General features: G+C 58.7%; 12 protein-coding genes. 9 read left to right on the top strand and 3 right to left on the bottom strand.

The window, feature by feature from the left end; all coding sequences use genetic code 11:
* Positions 1-183: 183 nt before the first annotated feature.
* The 4 genes from B5G20_RS06655 to B5G20_RS06640 are packed head-to-tail and all read left to right on the top strand — an operon-like array spanning position 184 to position 6410.
* The gene (locus tag B5G20_RS06655; RefSeq protein WP_087356069.1) at positions 184-978 is read left to right on the top strand and encodes a glycosyltransferase; all 795 of its coding nucleotides are present in this window, start codon (positions 184-186) and stop codon (positions 976-978) included.
* Between the two features lie 32 nt (positions 979-1010).
* Complete coding sequence (locus tag B5G20_RS06650; RefSeq protein WP_087356067.1) at positions 1011-2579, top strand: DUF2142 domain-containing protein; 1569 nt, start codon at positions 1011-1013, stop codon at positions 2577-2579.
* Positions 2580-2613: 34 nt separating this feature from the next.
* Positions 2614-4884: a glycosyltransferase gene (locus B5G20_RS06645; protein WP_087356065.1), complete on the top strand. Its 2271-nt coding sequence runs from the start codon at positions 2614-2616 to the stop codon at positions 4882-4884.
* Between the two features lie 23 nt (positions 4885-4907).
* Positions 4908-6410: a glycosyltransferase gene (locus B5G20_RS06640; protein WP_087356063.1), complete on the top strand. Its 1503-nt coding sequence runs from the start codon at positions 4908-4910 to the stop codon at positions 6408-6410.
* Between the two features lie 354 nt (positions 6411-6764).
* Here B5G20_RS06640 and B5G20_RS06635 read toward each other — a convergent pair whose 3' ends face one another.
* Positions 6765-7925, bottom strand: a complete 1161-nt coding sequence (locus B5G20_RS06635) for an IS256 family transposase (protein ID WP_087356062.1) — start codon at positions 7923-7925, stop codon at positions 6765-6767.
* Positions 7926-8857: 932 nt separating this feature from the next.
* On the opposite strand from B5G20_RS06635, the gene rfbA reads away from it, so the two are divergent.
* From rfbA to B5G20_RS06600, 5 genes are all read left to right on the top strand, one after another.
* Positions 8858-9757 (top strand): glucose-1-phosphate thymidylyltransferase RfbA, encoded by a 900-nt coding sequence (rfbA, locus tag B5G20_RS06620; RefSeq protein ID WP_087356058.1) that lies wholly within the window; start codon positions 8858-8860, stop codon positions 9755-9757.
* 35 nt (positions 9758-9792) lie between these two features.
* A complete protein-coding gene (gene rfbB, locus B5G20_RS06615) occupies positions 9793-10812 on the top strand; it encodes a dTDP-glucose 4,6-dehydratase (protein ID WP_087356056.1) in 1020 nt (339 codons plus the stop codon).
* Between the two features lie 64 nt (positions 10813-10876).
* Complete coding sequence (locus tag B5G20_RS06610; RefSeq protein ID WP_087356054.1) at positions 10877-12358, top strand: sugar nucleotide-binding protein; 1482 nt, start codon at positions 10877-10879, stop codon at positions 12356-12358.
* Positions 12359-12476: 118 nt separating this feature from the next.
* Positions 12477-14267 carry a glycosyltransferase gene (locus tag B5G20_RS06605; protein ID WP_158094412.1) on the top strand — a complete coding sequence of 597 codons (1791 nt, stop codon included), beginning with the start codon at positions 12477-12479 and terminating at the stop codon, positions 14265-14267.
* 15 nt (positions 14268-14282) lie between these two features.
* A complete protein-coding gene (locus B5G20_RS06600; RefSeq protein WP_087356050.1) occupies positions 14283-16130 on the top strand; it encodes a glycosyltransferase in 1848 nt (615 codons plus the stop codon).
* A 297-nt stretch (positions 16131-16427) separates the two neighbouring features.
* Here B5G20_RS06600 and B5G20_RS06595 read toward each other — a convergent pair whose 3' ends face one another.
* Together B5G20_RS06595 and istA are read right to left on the bottom strand one after the other, a co-directional pair.
* Positions 16428-17198 carry an ATP-binding protein gene (locus tag B5G20_RS06595; protein ID WP_239286923.1) on the bottom strand — a complete coding sequence of 257 codons (771 nt, stop codon included), beginning with the start codon at positions 17196-17198 and terminating at the stop codon, positions 16428-16430.
* Entirely contained in the window at positions 17188-18765 is a 1578-nt protein-coding gene (gene istA / locus B5G20_RS06590) for an IS21 family transposase (RefSeq protein WP_087356047.1), read from the bottom strand. The genes B5G20_RS06595 and istA overlap by 11 nt, the downstream gene beginning before the upstream one ends.
* Positions 18766-18907 lie beyond the last annotated feature (142 nt).

Genomic DNA, 18907 nt, shown 5'->3' with positions numbered 1-18907 from the left:
TTTATATCACGGTGTGGCTGCAGGGCTTCGTTGTGCAGCCAACCTCTAGGACTTCCATATTTTGCCTGGGAAGTGAGGTTGATGGCCGTTGCGTTGACTATGACGGGCCAGCTTTATGTCACTTGTGTTGTCAGCTACAATCTCTTGCGTGTTGCATGCGTTGAGTTCTGATTGGAAGATGCCGTGTTCACTCGGGATGATCATACCTTTGCCGTTTGCGCCTATGGGAGCTCTCCCTATTTGGAGGAGTGTCTGAAGTCGCTTCAAGCTCAATCGGTTCCTACGCGGGTGCTCATCTCGACGTCGACGCCTAACGAGCATATTGAGCATTTGGCCCATGAATACGGCTTCCCGCTTTACGTGAACGATGGCGAGCCCGGGATCGCCCACGATTGGAACTGCGCCATCGGACATTGTGACACCTCCCTGGTGACGATTGCGCACCAAGACGATGTCTACCTTCCGGCTTATGCCGAGGCGATGCTGTCTATGGTGAATAAAGAGGAGAGGCCTCTCATCTTCTTTACCGACTACGGGGAGCTGCGTGGGACGGTGGAGTGCGACGACAGCAGACTGTTGAACGTGAAGCGGCGTTTGCTGGGGCCGCTCAAGAATCGGGCAAACTTCGGCAAGCGTGGCGCAAAGCGGTGCGTGCTCTCTTTGGGGTCGGCAATCTGCTGCCCGTCGGTCACGCTGTGCCGTTCGAACCTGCCCGATCCCGTCTTTCTGGACGATATGAAATGCGACTTGGATTGGGAGGCGTGGGAACGCTTTTCGAAACTCGAGGGCTCGTTCATCTACGCTCCCGAGATTCTGATGCGCCATCGTATCCACGAGGGCTCCGAGACGACCGCGCTCATTCGCGATGAAACGCGGACGAGAGAGGACCTGATTATGCTGAAGAAGTTCTGGCCCGCGCCGATAGCCCACCTCATCAACAAGGTGTACTCGGGAAGCCAGAAGAGCAACGAGCTGTAATCATCATAATTGCTAAGTCAGAAAGGATTGGGATGCAAGAGGTTCTCGAATCTCGGTTGGATGGCAAAGCAAAGAGCACCATTACTTGGGTTGTGCTTGGCGCACTCTGTGTGATTATTTACTCCATTTACCTTTTTTCTAGGTGCGACTCCCTTGTCGTCCTATTACTTGCCATTTTTTCTGGCGTTATTGCCTTAGTGGCTTGCTTTGGTATCTGGCACTTGATGAAGGAGGATCAGAATTTCATTTGGTTTGCAAGTATTTTTCTAGTGCTGGGTATCGCCTTTTGCTTCTTGTTTCCCCCGCTTGCGGCTCCTGACGAGCATTATCACTTTATGGCATCATATTGGACGTCAGATTACCTTATTGGGCAAGCATCCCCATTCGACTCCTCTTCCTTCCCTGTACGGGAGGAAGATCTTCTCATATTTGAAAAGGGCAACGATGGGGTTGCGAATAGGGATAGTTATGAATGGATTACTCAGTCTTTTTCATGGGGCTCGAACAACGATGCCTTATCTTTAGTGGAGGACTATAGCTTCGACTTGGGATCGAATCCCTTTTATATCAAATTACCTTCGGCCTGCGGAATATTGCTGGGTAGGTTATTGGGCCTTGGAGCATTTCCGACATTCTACCTCGGAAGGCTGTTTAACTTATTATTTGTAGCGTGTCTTATCACTATCGCTATCAGGATTACCCCAATAGGGAAAAGCGTGTTCATGGCGGTTGCCCTGCTGCCCATGGTGTTGCATCTATCTTCAACATATTCTTATGATGGGGGTGTTATTGCTCTTGCCTTTCTGTTTCTAGCGCTAATTCTTAGAGCTTTAAAGCTGCAGCACCCTCTTACTAAAGGAGAACTTGCGCGCATTGCAATAGTGGGAGTTCTAGTTGCTCCGTGCAAGGCTGTATACTCTGCACTGGCAATTTTCCTCCTACTGGTTCCAAGTGAGCGCTACGGTTCAAAAAAGAACAAGGTGCTGTACTGTGCATCGCTGATATTGTTGATGTGTGTTGCCATCATTGTTCTTAGGATGCCGACCTTTCTCTCGATGGCAAGCGCATCTTCAATTGGTGTTGAACGTGGAGACTCTGCGGGTGTCTATTATTCACTCTCTGATATCCTTTTGCATCCGACGAGGTCCATTCTTATGCTGCTTCGAACGCTCTTTTTGAAAGCGGACTTTTATTGGACCACGCTCATCGGTAGCTCGCTCGGGTATTTTCAATCGAGTATTGCGGCGCCCATGTACCTCGTTGTGGGCTATCTTCTTGTTCTCATTGTCGCTGCTCAGCGCAGCAAGGTTGATGACCTAGTTTTGCCGGCATCGGTCCGCCTTAGCATGATTGGGCTTTCATGCTTAGCATTTTTAGGCATTATTTTATCGATGTGGTTGGGCTGGACTTTTACGACTGAAACCATAATCGAGGGGGTTCAAGGGCGATATCTTCTTCCGCTCTTGCCCACTATTCTGCTTGCATCCCGAAGTCGTGCTGTCTATATCGACAGAGAAGCTGATCGGATTGCACTAAGTAGTCTCAGCTTGTTGAATTATATATATCTATACTACATTTTAATGAATGCCCTGATTTCCTAATTGCCGCATCCTCGATGTATTGGAGTGTATCCGCATGAGAATCAAGCAGCTGCTGCACAATGCCAAGTTTACCTTTCAAGAGGATGGTATCTATGCGTTTACGGATCGCATCAAGGTCCATCTGGATCAGGTGAAACCATTCCGTAAGAAGATTGATCCGCTCGACACGTTTGTTGACGTCCTCTTCATTAATGGCTGTGCCTACTCGGTCCCTCATCCAATTAGATACCGCGTCGACCATCAAGTGGAGCAGTGCATCGCTTACGGTTTGTCCGCACGTAAAGTAGATGAGTGGAATCTTAAGCTAGACGAGGTTCGTACGGCGCGAACATTTGTTATTTTTCGGTGTCCCTATAATGATCGGGTCGGAGAGTTTATTCGCGAGGCAAAGCGGCTTAATAAGACCGTTCTATATGACATCGATGATCTTGTAATTGATCGAAAATATACCGATCAAATTAAGTTTCTTGAAACGATGTCTGCTGAGGAGCGAGCAGGATACGATGCCGGTGTTGACGCCATGCAAAAGACAATGCTTCTCTGCGATGGCGTAATTACGACTACTGAGGGCATGGCTGAAGAGCTCAAGAAGTATCTTCCGGTAGTTCACATTAATCGCAACGTTGCGTCTGAAGGTATGGTTTTTCAATCTAAGAAAGCGCTTGAGGAGCGCGATGTGCTTCCTTTCATGCAGGAGAATGAGGTTTCCTCCCGTGATAAGAAGCGTTGGAAAAATGCTGTTCTACGAGCCCAACATGAGGATCGCTCTCTTGTTCATATTGGGTATTTCAGTGGAAGCATCACGCATAACGAGGATTTTCAATTTATCATTCCGGCTCTTGAAAAGCTCATGGACAGATGTGCGGAGGTTCGTCTTCACATTGTTGGAGAGCTCGATGTCCCGAAGGAGCTTGCTAAATACAAAGATCGCATCATTGCCGAATCGTTTCTGCCTTGGCGCCGCTTACCCAAGCTCATTGCCTCTATGGATATCAACATCGCTCCTCTGGTCGACTCTGTCTTCAACCGCGCTAAGTCGGAGAACAAGTGGCTCGAGGCTTCGTTAGTGAAAGTTCCGACTGTTGCAAGTAACGTGGGGGCATTTGCTCATGAAATAGAGCATAACGTTACGGGTCTTTTGTGCGATACAGCCGATGATTGGTTTAATGCGCTCTATGATCTCGTCAGGGATTCGGTCCTTCGAAAGAGAATTGGTACTGCCGCCTATGAAGTGTGCATGAATTCTAAAACTACGATCTCTGGCGGATGCGGGCTTGTTGATTTTATAAAGCAAGTGAGCTCGAATAACATCGCGCTTGCTGTGCCATCCCTCGATATCAGTGGTGGAAATCTTGTGACGTTCCGTCACGCACAGATTCTGCACGATGCCGGTTATGACGTTACCCTTTTGGACGGTTTCGGTGAGAACTCATGGTTTACGGTGGGGGACGTACGCCTTCCTGTCCTCAACCGGCGGGTGCTGCCGGCCCAGATAGATGATTGCCCATTATGCGGAAGATTCGACAAACTGGTTGCCACGTTTTGGGAGACGGAACAGTTCGTTGCCCGATATTGGAACGCCGGCAAGAAATACTATTTCGTGCAGAACCAAGAGCAGGGATTTTACGGACCTCTTGACTGGCATCGTTTCCAAGCTTCGGCTACATATCGAGATGATGTACAGCACATCACAATATCTCAATGGTGCGAGAATTGGCTCCGAGCGCAATATGGGAAGTATGCCCGTTATGCGCGGAACGGCATCGATTGCGATTTGTTCAAGCCGTGCCCGCGCGATTACTCCGGTAAGATCAGAATTCTCATTGAGGGAGACTGTAGCGTTGATTATAAAAACGTTGATGAGAGCTTTCGGATAGCAAATGCGCTCGATCCAGAACGCTTTGAGGTATGGTATCTCTCTTACAAGGGAAAACCAAAACCCTTCTATCGCGTTGACAAGTTCTTGCACTCAGTTCCTCATGAGGAAGTTGCGGATATCTATCGGCAGTGCCATATTCTGCTTAAAACGAGCTTGCTAGAAAGTTTTTCGTATCCTCCTTTGGAGATGATGGCGACAGGCGGGGTTTCAGTTGTCTTGTCTAACCCGGGAAACGCCGAGTATCTTGTTGATAGAGAGAACGCTTTGCTGTTCGAACGTGGTCAGGAAGAACGCGCCGTTTCTTTGATTGAAGAGGTTGCATCGAACGAGGAACTTCGTAGTCACCTGATTGAGAACGGTATTGCGACTGCTCTTTCTCGTGACTGGAGTAGTCTGACGAGCGAAATCCTTTCTCTGTATAGTTAATCGTAAGATTGTATGGGGTGTCCATGTCTTCATTCGACTTGTCGATAATCTGCGTTTACAACAATCTCGAGCAGTATGGGAGGCTCGTAGAGTCTATCGGCTGTTTAGATTGTCAGGTTGAGCTAGTCGGACTCGACAATCGGAATAACAAGTGGAAGTCCGCCGCATCAGCTTACAACGAGGGCGTTCGTCTCGCTCATGCACCGGTGCTCCTCTTCTCGCATCAGGACATAGTTTTTTTGGGATCCTCCTTTGTTTCGGATTTTCTGAAGCGAGCCGGTTCTAATGAATCTGAAATCATTGGTGTAGCGGGCGCACGACTAACCGATGATGGTCATGGGCGATTCATGTGCTCGGGAATGTATCAGGGCTCTAAGCTTTGGCGGCATCATACGGCTCTCGTTCCGACTTCTGCCCAAACGTTGGATGAATGTCTATTCGGGTGCAGCGCAAAGGTATTCGATTGTCTTTCGTTTGATGATGAGGCGTGCGATGGCTGGCATTTCTATGCTGTAGATTTTTGTCTACAGGCTGGTTTGGCCGGTATGGCTGTTACCGTGTTGCCGGCGGATGTGATTCATGAGTCCGGCGGTACTCGTGATGCTAGCTACTACTTAGCTCAAGAAAAGATCAAGGAGAAGTACGCTTCGGTGTTTGAGGCGATTCCCACGACCTGCGGCTGGACTCGTACCCGTGATATAGATCCGTATCGTCCCATAATCGACGACGAGCTTGCTGCGCTCCAAAATGCAGGGTGTTCATATCATCTCAATTTCTATCTTTCCCTGCTTGAAGCTTTTGATTTACATAACACCTTCTTTTTCCCCTCAGTTGCCGCAATACGGGGGGCCGCCTCTTACAATGCATGTGAGGAAGATGTTCCCTTCTTGGAATACGTAAGATCTGGCTCGAGTATTTCTGAGGCAATAGAATTTGCTATTTCTATCAATAACTTTATAGCTGACCGTCGCTGGTTGTATGCAGATCTTATTGATTTGAAGCTAGACTATCCAAATGCGATGTTGGAAAAATACACGTCTTCTCGGGCATACCGTTTTGGTCATAAAGTATTTTTTTGGGACAAAACAGAAAAAAGAATAGCCGCAGAGCTTAAGAACCAAATTGAAGGGCGTGATGAACATCCGCTTGCCAAGCAAAAAGGAAACTCTTGTGCGTTTAACGTTCCGACTGAATACTCTTTAGACGCAATTTCCGCCTCATTTGATAATGGCATCGAGCTTTTTCGCGAATATCTATTACAAGGATGCACGAATTTCATTCAAGAAGTTTCGTCTGATTCCAAGGCGGAAGAGATTGTAGTGGCCATACTGAATGGAATGAAACAATCCATCGAGGCAAGCGACGCACTCCAGTCGCTTTTTCTGCTTAAAGAGAAGAGCGATGAGCTAGACTCGCGTGCGGATTGGGTTCGAATGACATTCGAGCATTCGGCAGCATATCGATTGAGCGCGAACTTGAGAAAGGTTTTGAGCGTGCTGCCTCACGTAGGAAGTTTAAACTTATAGAGCTGTAAACCTGACGATAACTTCGGGCAATGCTACAGAAAGTGGTGCATGGACATCCCCTCAGAAGCTCTGATATGCCAAACTTACGTCGCCAGATTTTCTGCGTCAAGCCCCGGGGGCCCAGCGATCATCGGTCGTGTCTTCGATAGCTGTCTCGCTGGTCTGTAGCGGGGCGATTCCTGTTCGGTTCTACGTTTCTTTATCGCCGTGGGGTCTTTGTATATTCAGCTCGACCATTCCTCAGATGCCTTGCGGCGGTCCGTGCCAAGCGGGTAGAGTAGCGCGATCTTTGAGGGGTACCGTCAAGATTCTTGCGCACTTTCCGACAGCCCATAGGCCCGCCCTCCGGTACGGCTACTCGTCCAGCAGCGTCACGTCCAGATAGCGCCTCGAGCCCCACTCGCTCTCGGCCACGTACTTGAGCCTGGCGGAGACGAGCATGAGCGCGGACCTCCCGTCGGGGAAGGTGCCGACCACGCGGGTGCGCCTGCGTATCTCCCTGTTCAGGCGCTCTATTGCGTTGTTGGTGCGTATGCGCCGCCAGTGCTCGCGCGGGAACCTCGTGTAGGTCAGGGTCTCCGCGTAGCCGTCCCTCACGGCCTTGGCGGCCTCCCCGAGCTTCATGCCGTCGAGGCCGGCGGCCACCTCCAGCGCCTTGGCCTCGGCGGCTTCGCGGGACTCCATGGCGTGAATCGCCTTGAGCATGGCCGCGACCTTGGCTCGCCTGGATTTGGGCACCCTGGCGAGAACGTTGTGGTAGAAGTGCACGGTGCAGCGCTGGTAGGCGGCGTCGGGAAAGACCTCGGCGATGGACCCCACCATGCCGGCGGCCTTGTCCCCGGTGAACATGCGCACGCCGCGGAGCCCCCTGGACTTCAGCCACGAGAGGAGCTCCCACCAGCACTCGGCGGACTCGGTGAACCCCTCGGCGGCGCCGATGACCTCGCGGTAGCCGTCGTCGTTGACACCGATGGCGACCATGACGGCGACGTTCCCGTGGGAGCCTCCCCATGATCTCTTAAGGTAGATGCCGTCCACGCAGGCGTAGGGGTACGCCCGGTCGAGCGGCCTGTTCCTCCAGGCTTCAACCGACGAGAACGCCTTGTCGTTGAGGTTGGAGACGGTGGCCGCGGACACGCTGGAGCCCCAGAGGATCTCGGAGATGTCCTCGATCCTGCGCGTCGAGACGCCCGCCAGGTACATCTCGATCATGGCCTCCTCGACCGAGGTCTCGCGGCGACGGTAGCGCTCGATGATCGCCGTGGTGAACCTCATGCCCTTGAGCTTGGGCATATGGATCGTGACCTCGCCAGACGACATGGTCAGGCTCCGGTCGCAGTGGCCGGCGCGGTACGCCTCGCGCCCGGCGGCGCGCTCGTACCGCTCGGCGCCGACGAGGTCCCTCGCCTCCTCCTCGAGAAGGCCGTTCAGGGTGTCCTCGACGGTCCTCCTCACCAGCTCGCGCAGGTCAGTCTTCAGCGATTCCTCGTTCAATGTTACGATGGGCTTGGGCATGGTCTACCTCCAGCATGTTTCTTGTCTCGACAACTCGAACCATACCGGGGCGGGCCGTACCCTCCTTCCTATCTGGACGCTATTCCGCTGTCAAAGTGCGCAAGAAATTGTACGTTACCGAGCCTGGCCCAGTGGGCTCTCGAGAACCTGCTTTCCGCAGCTCGTCGGGACGTTTCAGAGGAGTCCACAACCCGTCTTTCGATAGACGCCTTCAATGAGTTCAAGAACGCTCTCGATGCCGGTATGCCCGAAGAGGCGCGCCGGCTTCCAACGTGATCCGGTATGGAAATGAGCTGCTTCTCGGCGCCTCGTAAGCTCTTGGAGTCAGACGCTGTAATCGATTTCACCTCTGGTGTTGATGTGGTGGATGCATGGGTGCGTCGCCGTGCGCACCGGAGCATGAGGCAAGGGACTGCGGTCGTCTACGTTGTCTACAGCGGGCGAATCATTGCGGGGCTCTACGCGTTGAGCGCGCATTCCGTATTGCGCACCGATGTCGAGGGTGGCTGGCTGAAACGCAATACCCCCTGAGCACATACCTCCGATACTTCTGGGGATGCCGGGCGTAGATGTTCATTTTCAGGGCCAGGGGCTGGGAGCCTCCATTTTAAGGGACGCTATACTGCGTTCCGTCGAGGTGTCTGGTCAGATAGGAGCCCGAGCGCTTCTGGTCGATCCGGCAAACAGCGAGGCTTCTGCCTTTTATCGTCATTTTGAGTTTAAGGAACTGGGGGGACAACCAGGCTCTTCCTGCCGCTCTGCTAGCTGATTTGTCTGGCGTATCGAAGCGGTTCTTCAATTCGATGGAGAGTGGGGTGACGCGCGTGGCGCCGCCCTGTGCGCTTTGCCTAGAGACGTCCCATCCGGCTCGCTCGCGCCCGCATGACGCGCTAGAATCATCTCCAGCATAGGCGACTCAAGAAAGGGCGCTCATGAAAGGCATCATCCTCGCCGGCGGCTCGGGCACGCGCCTCTACCCGCTCACCACGGTCACGAGCAAGCAGCTCCTGCCCGTCTACGACAAGCCCATGATCTACTACCCGCTCTCCGTCCTCATGATGGCGGGCATCCGCGACATCCTCATCATCTCGACGCCCGCGGACCTGCCCAACTTCGAGCGGCTCCTGCGCGACGGGTCGGACTTCGGGATCTCGCTCTCCTACGCCGTCCAGCCCTCGCCGGACGGCCTCGCCCAGGCGTTCCTCATCGGCGAGCGCTTCATCGCGGGCGAGCCCTGCGCGCTCGTGCTCGGGGACAACATCTTCTTCGGCAACGGCCTCTCGCGGCACCTGCGCCGCGCCGTGGCAAACGCCTCCGAGGGCCGCGCCACGGTCTTCGGCTACCACGTGGACGACCCCGAGCGCTTCGGCGTGGTGGAGTTCGACGGCCAGGGCCGGGCGGTCTCCATCGAGGAGAAGCCGGAGACTCCGAAGAGCTCCTATGCGGTCACCGGCCTCTACTTCTACCCGGGCGACGTGGCGGCGCGCGCCGCGCGCGTGCGGCCCTCGTCCCGCGGCGAGCTCGAGATCACCGACCTCAACCGCATGTACCTCGACGACGCCCTCCTCGACGTCGTGACCCTTGGGCGCGGCTACGCCTGGCTCGACACCGGCACCATGGAGTCGCTCTACGAGGCGGGCGAGTTCGTCCGCGCCGTCGAGCGCGCGCAGGACACGCCCGTCTCGGTGCTGGAGGAGATCGCCTACGAGAACGGCTGGATCGACCGCGCCACGCTCGAGGCCTGCGCCGAGCGCTACGGCAAGTCCGTCTACGGACAGCACCTCAAGAAGGTCGCCGACGGCGTCTACCGCGACCGCCCGTCGGCCTACTAGGCCCGCACCGAGACAGATTCCGAGAGGGGAGACACATGTCCGACACCTTCGAGCCCGCCAACATCATCGTCACCGGCGGCTGCGGCTTCATCGGCAGCAACTTCGTCCACTACGTCGTCGACAACTGCCCCGGCGTCCACGTGACGGTGCTCGACAAGCTCACCTACGCCGGCAACCCGGAGAACATCGCGGGGCTGCCCGCCGACCGCGTCGAGCTCGTCGTGGGCGACATCTGCGACGCGGGGCTGCTCGACCGCATCGTGCCGGGCCACGACGCCGTCGTCCACTACGCCGCGGAGTCCCACAACGACAACTCCATCGCCGACCCCGAGCCCTTCGTGCGCACCAACGTGGAGGGCACCTTCCGCCTCCTCGAGGCATGCCGCAAGCACGGCGTCCGCTACCACCACGTCTCGACCGACGAGGTCTACGGCGACCTCGCGCTCGACGACCCGGCCCGCTTCACCGAGGAGACGCCCTACCGCCCGAGCAGCCCCTACAGCTCCACCAAGGCATCCTCCGACATGCTCGTGCGCGCCTGGCACCGCACCTTCGGCGTGCGCGCCACGATCTCCAACTGCTCCAACAACTACGGCCCCTACCAGCACGTGGAGAAGTTCATCCCCCGGCAGATCACCAACCTGATCGACGGCGTCCGCCCCAAGCTCTACGGCGACGGGCGGAACGTCCGCGACTGGATCCACACCGAGGACCACAGCTCCGCCGTGTGGACCATCCTCACGAAGGGGCGCATAGGGGAGACCTACCTCATCGGCGCCGACGGCGAGCGGAGCAACATCGACGTGCTCCGCGCGATCCTCGGGGCGTTCGGGCGCGACCCGGACGACTTCGACTGGGTGCGCGACCGACCGGGCCACGACCGCCGCTACGCGATCGACCCGACCAAGCTCCGCCGCGAGCTCGGCTGGGAGCCCGCCCACACCGACTTCGCCGCGGGCCTCGCCGAGACGATCGCGTGGTACCGGGAGAACGAGGCCTGGTGGCGCCCGGCTAAGGAGGCCACCGAGGCCAGGTACGCCGCCCAGGGCCAGTAGGCGGGCGGCCCCGGCGCGCGGCGCGGCCGGGATGTAGGACGACGACGGATTTCGGAGGGTGCGCATGGCGCTCGAGTACGAGAAGGAGCTCAGGGCCGAGGAGACCGGCATCGCCGGGCTCACGGTGGTGGAGCTCCCCGTCCACGGGGACAACCGCGGGTGGTTCAAGGAGAACTGGCAGCGCGCCAAGATGGTGGCGCTCGGCCTCCCGGACCTCTCCTGGGTCCAGAACAACATCAGCTACAACCTCAAGGCGGGCGCCACGCGCGGCATCCACGCCGAGCCGTGGGACAAGTTCATCTCGGTCGCCACGGGCAGCGTCTTCGGCGCGTGGGTCGATCTGCGCGCGGGCAGCCCCACCTACGGCGAGGTATTCACCTGCACGCTCGACCCCTCGCGCGCCATCTTCGTGCCGCGCGGCGTGGGCAACTCCTACCAGGCGCTCGAGGACGGCACCGCCTACACCTACCTCGTGGACGCGCACTGGTCGGCCGAGCTCAAGAAGACCTACACGTTCGTGAACCTCGCCGACCCCGAGCTCGCCATCGCGTGGCCCATCCCGCTCGAGCGGGCGGAGCTCTCCGAGGCCGACCGCAACCACCCCTTGCTCGCCGACGTCGTCCCCATGGAGCCCAGGCGCACGCTCGTCACCGGCTGCAACGGCCAGCTCGGGCGCGCCGTGCGCGCGCTCGCCGAGGAGCGCGGCCTCGCGGGCTTCGACTACTGCGACATCGACACCTTCGACCTCTCGGACCCGGTCGACTACGCCAAGTACGACTGGTCCCTCTACGGCACGGTCATCAACTGCGGCGCCTACACGGCCGTCGACCGCGCCGAGACGCCCGAGGGCCGCGTCGCCTGCTGGGCGGCCAACGCGGCGGGCCCCGCGCTCATGGCGCGCACCTGCGCCGAGCACGGCATCGCGCTCGTCCACGTGAGCTCCGACTACGTCTTCGACGGTGTCGCCGAGGCGCACGCGGAGGACGAGCCGCTCTCGCCGCTCGGCGTCTACGGCCAGTCCAAGGCCGCGGGCGACCTCGCCGTGGCGGGGTGCCCCGCGCACTACATCGTGCGCTCGAGCTGGGTCATCGGCGACGGGAGGAACTTCGTCAAGACCATGTGCGCGCTCTCCGACCGCGTGGCGGACTCGGGCGACGCGCTCTCCGAGGTCACCGTGGTGGACGACCAGATCGGCCGGCTCACCTTCACGCGCGACATGGCCGAGGGCATCCTCCATCTCCTCGGTTACCGCGAGGGCTCTACGGTGCCGGTGGCCCCCGCCGCCTACGGCACCTACAACCTCACGGGGGAGGGGCGCGCCGCCAGCTGGGCCGAGATCGCGCGCGAGGTCTTTGACCTCGCTAACGGCAACGGCGATGCCGTGCGCCCCGTGTCGACCGCGGACTACTACGCCTCCGCGGTCGGCCCCGTCTCGCCGCGCCCGGTCCACTCCGCGCTCGACCTCTCCAAGATCGAGGCGGCGGGCTTCACCCCGGGCGACTGGGAGCGCGAGCTCGAGGAGTACGTGCGGGCGCTGCGGGGGTAAACTCTCAGAAACAAGCTTCGCTCGATAGCGGGCGGACCATGGCTGATGCATTGTGCATCCGCTGCGGTCCGTCCGCTTTGGTAGAATGCCATCAGTTGGTGTTCGACAAGGGGACGGCATGGCATCTGTGCTTAATTTTGCAAAACGGTCCGCGAGATTTCTGAGACGGCATCTCAATCCGCCGCAGAACGATTTTCCCATCGACGCCTGGACGCAGCAGAAGGAGTACGCTGCGTGGTTTGAGGCGCATCGTGCAACACCGCAGCAACTCGAGGATCAATGCCGGCTTTCGGGGGACATCGCGGATGCCCCGCTTTTTAGCTTTATCGTTCCGTTGTATAAAACGCCAACTGAGTACCTGCATACCATGGCAGACTCAGTGCTTGCTCAAACCTATCCAAAGCTCGAGCTTGTGCTGGTAAACGCTTCACCGGAGAACGCCGAGCTCTGTGACGAGGTGAACGCCTACGCGCGTCGCGACAAGCGCGTAAAGGTGGTCACACTTGATGCAAACCACGGTATCACCGAGAACACCAACCGAGGCATTGAGGCGTCGACTGGCGAGTTCTGCTGCTTTCTCGATCACGATGACTTCGTTGAGCCCGATGTGCTGTTTGAGTACTTCAAGGCGTTGCGGGAGAATCCCGCAATCGACGTTTTGTACTGTGACGAGGATTTAGTGGTGCGTGAGAACGGCACCTTTGTGCCGCGGCATCCGCTGTTCAAGCCAGATTATTCCCCCGAGCTCCTGCTGTGCACGAACTACATTATTCACCTCATGACGGTGAGGCGGTCGCTGATTGATGCTATGCCGGTGCGCGATGCCCGGTACGATGGTGCGCAGGACTACAACATGGTTCAATTTGCGACTCTGCATGCGCGAGTTGTTCACCATGTGCCAAAGGTTCTCTATCGGTGGCGTATCAGCGAGGCGTCTACTGCGGTTAACCCCGATGCAAAGCCATATGGTCAGAAGGCATCGCGCATTTCTGCGTATAATCGCGTTCAGGCGTGTGCACCGGGCGCTCGCATCATCGCCTCTGGTATCGTGAGCACGCATAACCTCTGGTTCTCACGGCCGGCCAATCAGTCGGTGTCGGTTATCGTCGACTGCGCCGGTGACACGTCCGATGCTGCGCTTTTTTTGGAGTTCTTCCGCCAAAACAACAGCTTCGAGTCATGCGAGATCGTGCTTGTTGCACCTGAAGGTGTGGACGTGTCCGCCGATGTCTTCTCTGATTTATGCATCTGCGTGGTTGAGGTCGCGCAGGGGACGGGTGTCTTTGCGCGGCTGAATGCTGGAGCCCGGACGGCGACGGGGGACTACCTTGTCTTTGCCGATGCGGGGAGCTACTTCATCACCCCTGAGCCTCTCGAGCAGCTCGTCGGCCTGTGTGCGCTTGAGGGCGTGGGCGTGACTTCCCCCAAGACGCTCTATGCCAATGGCGCGAATCGCATGTTTGGCATGGCGGTAACAGATGAGGGCATTATCCCGCTCTATCGCGGCTATCCCGACGATTTTCCGGCGTATCAGTGCAACCTTCGGGCGTTTCAGAACGTGAGCGCCGCGAGTGTCGAGGGCATGTGCGTAAGCAGGGCGCAATTTAACGAGCTCGATGGCTTTGACGAGATGTATGAAGGTGAAATCGGCGCCGCAGACTTCTGTCACCGCGTCATCGCTGCCGGTTCGCGTGTGGTAACAACACCGACCGTCAAGCTGCAAACCGCCGCCACCTGCCCCGAGCGACGTTATGATCTCGCGACGAATGCGCCCGAGTTCACCCAAGAAGACCTCACGAGATTCGATATAAAATGGCCTTCGGTTCGTGCGGCGGGCGATCCCTATTTCAATCGCAACCTCGATCAGCGTTCTGGGTACTTCCAAGTTGCCGGTTCGTCAGATACGTAACAGTTCGGAGAATCTATGACTACCGATTATAAGCTGGCCAACGTTGTCTTGCGGGTAGACGCTCATGCAGAGCACCACCCCGAGCTCTACTATCGTGCTCAACGCGGTGCAGTTTGCTACGACGCAGAAGCCGAAGCGCTCGAGGTAACAGGGGAGGCCGACTTTCTTACCTACATCAACGGGCTCTCTGCCGGCAAGTGGCATAAGTATACGGAGCTTACTGCCGTGACGCTTCGGATCGCTGTCTCTGGATCGGGAGAGGTGCATTTGGTCGGCGTCCCCGAGGGTGAAGACGCCGCGTGCGAGATCGCCTCTCGAACCGTGGACGCACTGGAATCTCCAGTGACGCTGGAGATTCCGTTTGAGCTGACGGGCTACGACCTCATCGGCTTCGTTTTGGACCCTCATCAAGACTCTTCGCTAAAGATGTTTGAGGCGTCATGGCGAGCCGAGGTTGAGGAGGACCGCATTCGCCCAATCTCGCTTGCTATTGCCACAACGACCTTTAACAACGAGCGTTACATTCTCCCTAATATCGAGCTTGTTAAGTCGGGCATCTCGGCTGAGTCCGGCCCTATCTCCCGTAACTTTCATATGTTTGTGGTGGACAACGGTCGCACGCTCAATGTTGAGGAGCTCTCGGATGAACTCGTGACCGTTCTGCCTAACCCCAATGCGGGCGGTTCGGGCGGTTTTGCGCGCGGCATGATGGCGGCAACGGAGACTCCCGGTATCTTTACGCACGTTATTGTTATGGACGATGACGTGCGTATCATGCCGGAGAGCATCATCCGCGTCTACAACCTCCTGTCGCTTGCGCGCGGACGGTACCGCGACGCATTTGTAAACGGCGCCATGCTCTCACTGGAAGAACCCACACGGCAGTACGAGGATGTGGGCCGTGTGGTAGAAAACGGCGTGTATCGGCGCATCAAAAAGGATATCGACGCTGGAACGCTCGAGGGAATGCTTAAAAACGAGCGTACCGACGTTGAGATTCCGCGTGCTTACGGTGCATGGTGGTTTAGCTGCATTCCGGTTTCGGCCATTGAGAAAAATGGGCTCCCCATGCCGTTCTTCATTCGGTGCGACGATGTCGAGTTTGGCATGCGCAATAAGCCGATTTATATGACGATGGACGGAATCTGCGTTTGGCATGCGAGCTTTGAGGGGCGTTTCCGCCCCTCGGTGGATTGCTACCAGTACACGCGCAATTTCATGACGATGATCGCCGTCGACGACTGCGCTTCGGAGCAGAAATTCGTACTGCGCTTTAAGCGAAGCATCCGGCTTGCGCTTCGGGATCTTGACTACGTTGCCGCTGAGCTTACCCTCGATGGTTTTGAAGATTATCTCAAGGGCCCTGAGTTCTTGGCGCATGCGGATGGCTCACTGCTTATGAAAGAAAACGGCGCAAAGAACGAGAAGCTCCTTCCCGTGGATGAACTCGATGCTGATGTGTTGGCGCGCGCGGGAATCACCCAAGAGGTGCTGGCAAATGTCGATTACGTGTTTCATCCGCAGCCGTTCATGAAGGTCTGGCGCTTTCTTCCTTACGATAAGCACTATCTTCCCAATGCGCTGTTGAGACGAACGCCCTCTTATGTGGTCAAAAACGGCGAGACGACGCTTGAAGGGTCGTCGGTGCGCAGCCGTGTGCTCGTCTATCTTGATCCGACGCGCGAGAAGGGCATTGTGCGCCAGATGGACCGTGAGCGCTTTCGCGCCATCCGCAAACGCGAGGCGGAGTTGATGAAACGCTATCGGAGGGAGGGCGCAAACGTCCGCGCAGCCTATAAGAGCGCGCTGCCGTATCTGACCTCGCGCGAGTTCTGGGCCTCGTATCTGGGACTCGGTCAATAGGGGCAATGCGACGCGATGCGGTTGCAACGTGCGATGTCTATATTAACCATGGGAAAGGGGTGACTCCTGGTGGAGTCGCCCCTTTCGGCACTATGCCGTCTGCCGGTTTTGTGCCTCTACGCGCGCGAGCGGCGTCGCGCAATGGCCCCGATAAGGACATAGAGCGCAATTACGGCCACGCCCGCAAGGGAGATGGCGGAGCTGTCTAGCACGCGTTTTTAGTACCGGCGTTCCTCGGGGGCGGTACCGACCCTCCGGGGAGACGGTACCGCCCTTCCGCCTATCGGGTACCGGGCGTCAGTCCCAGTAGCCCTTCTCCGCTTGCGCCTTGAGATCGGCGGTGTATTCGCGCATGTTCGGTCCCTTGATATCGAGGGTCCTGGCGTGCTCCACGGCCCGGTTCAGTATCGAGTCGGCGCACAGCTCCGAGTTGATCCTCAGGTACCACTGGTCGGGCTCGAGCTGCGACGCGAACATCGTCGAGCCGCGGCCCTCCCGGGCCTCCAGAATCTCGAACAGGTCGACCGCGTTGAGCGGGTTCTCGATCGGCGTCGTGAAGAAGTCGTCCAGGATCAGCAGGTCCGGCTTCGAGAACCGGTCGAGCGCGTCGTAGACGCGGCCCTCGCTCCTTGCCACGTTGAGCTCGCGGAACATGTCGTTGAGCCGCGCGTAGCGCACCGACATGAGGTTCCGGCAGGCGGCGACGCCGAGCGCCTGCGCGATGTAGCTCTTGCCCCCTCCGCTCTCCGATAGGATCACGAGGTTCTCGCGGGCCTCGACCCACGCGCAGGACGCGAGCCTGGCGATGCGGTCGCGGGTGAGGTTCCTTTCGGGGAGGTAGTAGATGTCCTCCACGCATGCGCCCTTGATCTTGAAGCGGGCCGCCCTCACCGCCTTGTCGATCTTCCTGCTGTCGCGGGCCTCGAGCTCGGCGTCGATGCACGCCCCGATCTTGTCCTCGAAGGTCATGTCGTCGAACGCCTCGTCCTCGCAGATCTCGCGAAGCTTCCTCCCGAAGGCGCCCACGCGCCATTTCGTGAACAGGGCGAAGTCCTCCTCACTGAGCATCGGAGCCACCCCGCCTCCTGCGGTAGTACTCGGCGCCGCGGACCCTGCCGGCGTGCTCCGCGCGGTCGACGACCTGTCCCGTCGGCTGCCGAGCGGACGGCGCCGATGCGGCCTCCGCCCTCAGCGCCGCCATGGTGTTCTTCACGCGCGTGTAGGTCGCCGTGCCCCCGGAGGCGTTGAGTTTCGCGCACGCCGCCTCGAGCTCGGCCGTCCGGCCGCGCCTGGAGAGGGACAGGATGTTCGAGCACGGGACGTAGCCCTGCGCCTCGATGGGGTGCGCGTCGAGGACCGACCCTATCAGCCTCTTGGTCTCGGGGCCGACCTCGCCGGCGCGGCGCTCGAACCATTCGCGCGTCCACAGCGACTGCGCCTCGAGGTGCTCCGTCGGCATGTGCGCGGGATCGGTCGAGTACTGGCCCTTGCGGCCGCGCAGGCGCCGGTGCTCCGCGACGGTCTCGCCGCCGTCCAGGATCGCGACGGAGGCCGCGCCCAGCCGCACGTCGACGGTCCTGCCGACGAGGCGGTGCGGCACCGAGTAGCGCATGTGGTCGCACTGCACGTGGTAGTCCGGAGACACCTTGCAGCGCCTCCACTCGTACAGCTCGAACGGCGCCCCGGGCAGAGGGTTCAGCGCCGCGCGCTCCTCGCCGAAGAACGCGTCGTCGCGACTGCCCTCGGCGCGCTCGCGGGCGTTGAGGGCGTCGACGAGCCTCCGCACCTCGCGGTTCAGCTCGTCGAGGGACGTGAGGCGCTCGTCGGCGAGCGGTGCGAGCACCCACATCTCGCACAGGTCCACCGCCTTCTCCACCGCGCCCTTGTCCCTCGGTTTCCCCTCCCTGGCCGGCACCACCGCGCACCCGTAGTGCTCGGCCATCTCGAGGTAGGCGTCGTTGACCTTCACCGGGTCGGACCTCCTCCTGCGGTCGGTGGCGGTGGCGCAGTTGTCCGGCACGAGGACGTCGGGGACCCCTCCCGCCGCCTGGAACGCGTGCACGTGCGCCTGGATCCAGGACCGGCTGCGCATGTCGGCGAAGCACTCGGCCCATATCCAGCCCGACCAGGGGAAGACCGCGACGAACAGGTAGGCGGGCGACCTCCCGCCCGTCACCGGGTCGAAGACCGATGCGGTGAGGCCCGCCCAGTCCACGTGCATCGTCCTGCCGGGCTCGTGCGCGATGCGCGCCGCGAGGCCGCGGGCCCTCGCGTACTCGCCGACCTTCTTGCAGAACTGGGAGTATTGGTAGAGCCTCTTGCCGCCCGGGTTACAATCGAGGTAGCGCGCCCACTGCAGCGAGAGCGTCATCTTCGGCACCCTCGCGAGCTGGTCGCAGACGCGCTCGTAATCGGGCTCGAGGTACTCTTCGCCGCGCTTCGACCTGCCGTCGGCGAAGAGGCCCGAGACCTCCGCGTCGGTCATCGACTCCAGTCTCTCCGAGTCGATCCGCCCCTCGTCCATCTTGGCGGCGCACTTCGCCACCGTCGCCTTGCTGCACCCGAGCGACCTCGCCGCCTCGTTCCAGCTCACCCCCTTCAGCAGCTGGCGCATTATCTCCTTCTTCGTGGCCATGCGGGCCTCCTTTCGACGGGTCGGGGGCACCCGGGCGGCGCCCCCTCCTGAGGAAAGGCTATTCGGTTGGGGCCGGTACCGCGTGCGCGGAACGCCGGTACTCGGTAGGCGGAACAGCGGTACTATTTACGCGTGCTAGACA

It is taken from the genome of Collinsella sp. An7 (assembly GCF_002159335.1).
Lineage (GTDB): Bacteria > Actinomycetota > Coriobacteriia > Coriobacteriales > Coriobacteriaceae > Coprousia.
This window is presented reverse-complemented; position numbering and strand designations above follow the sequence as displayed.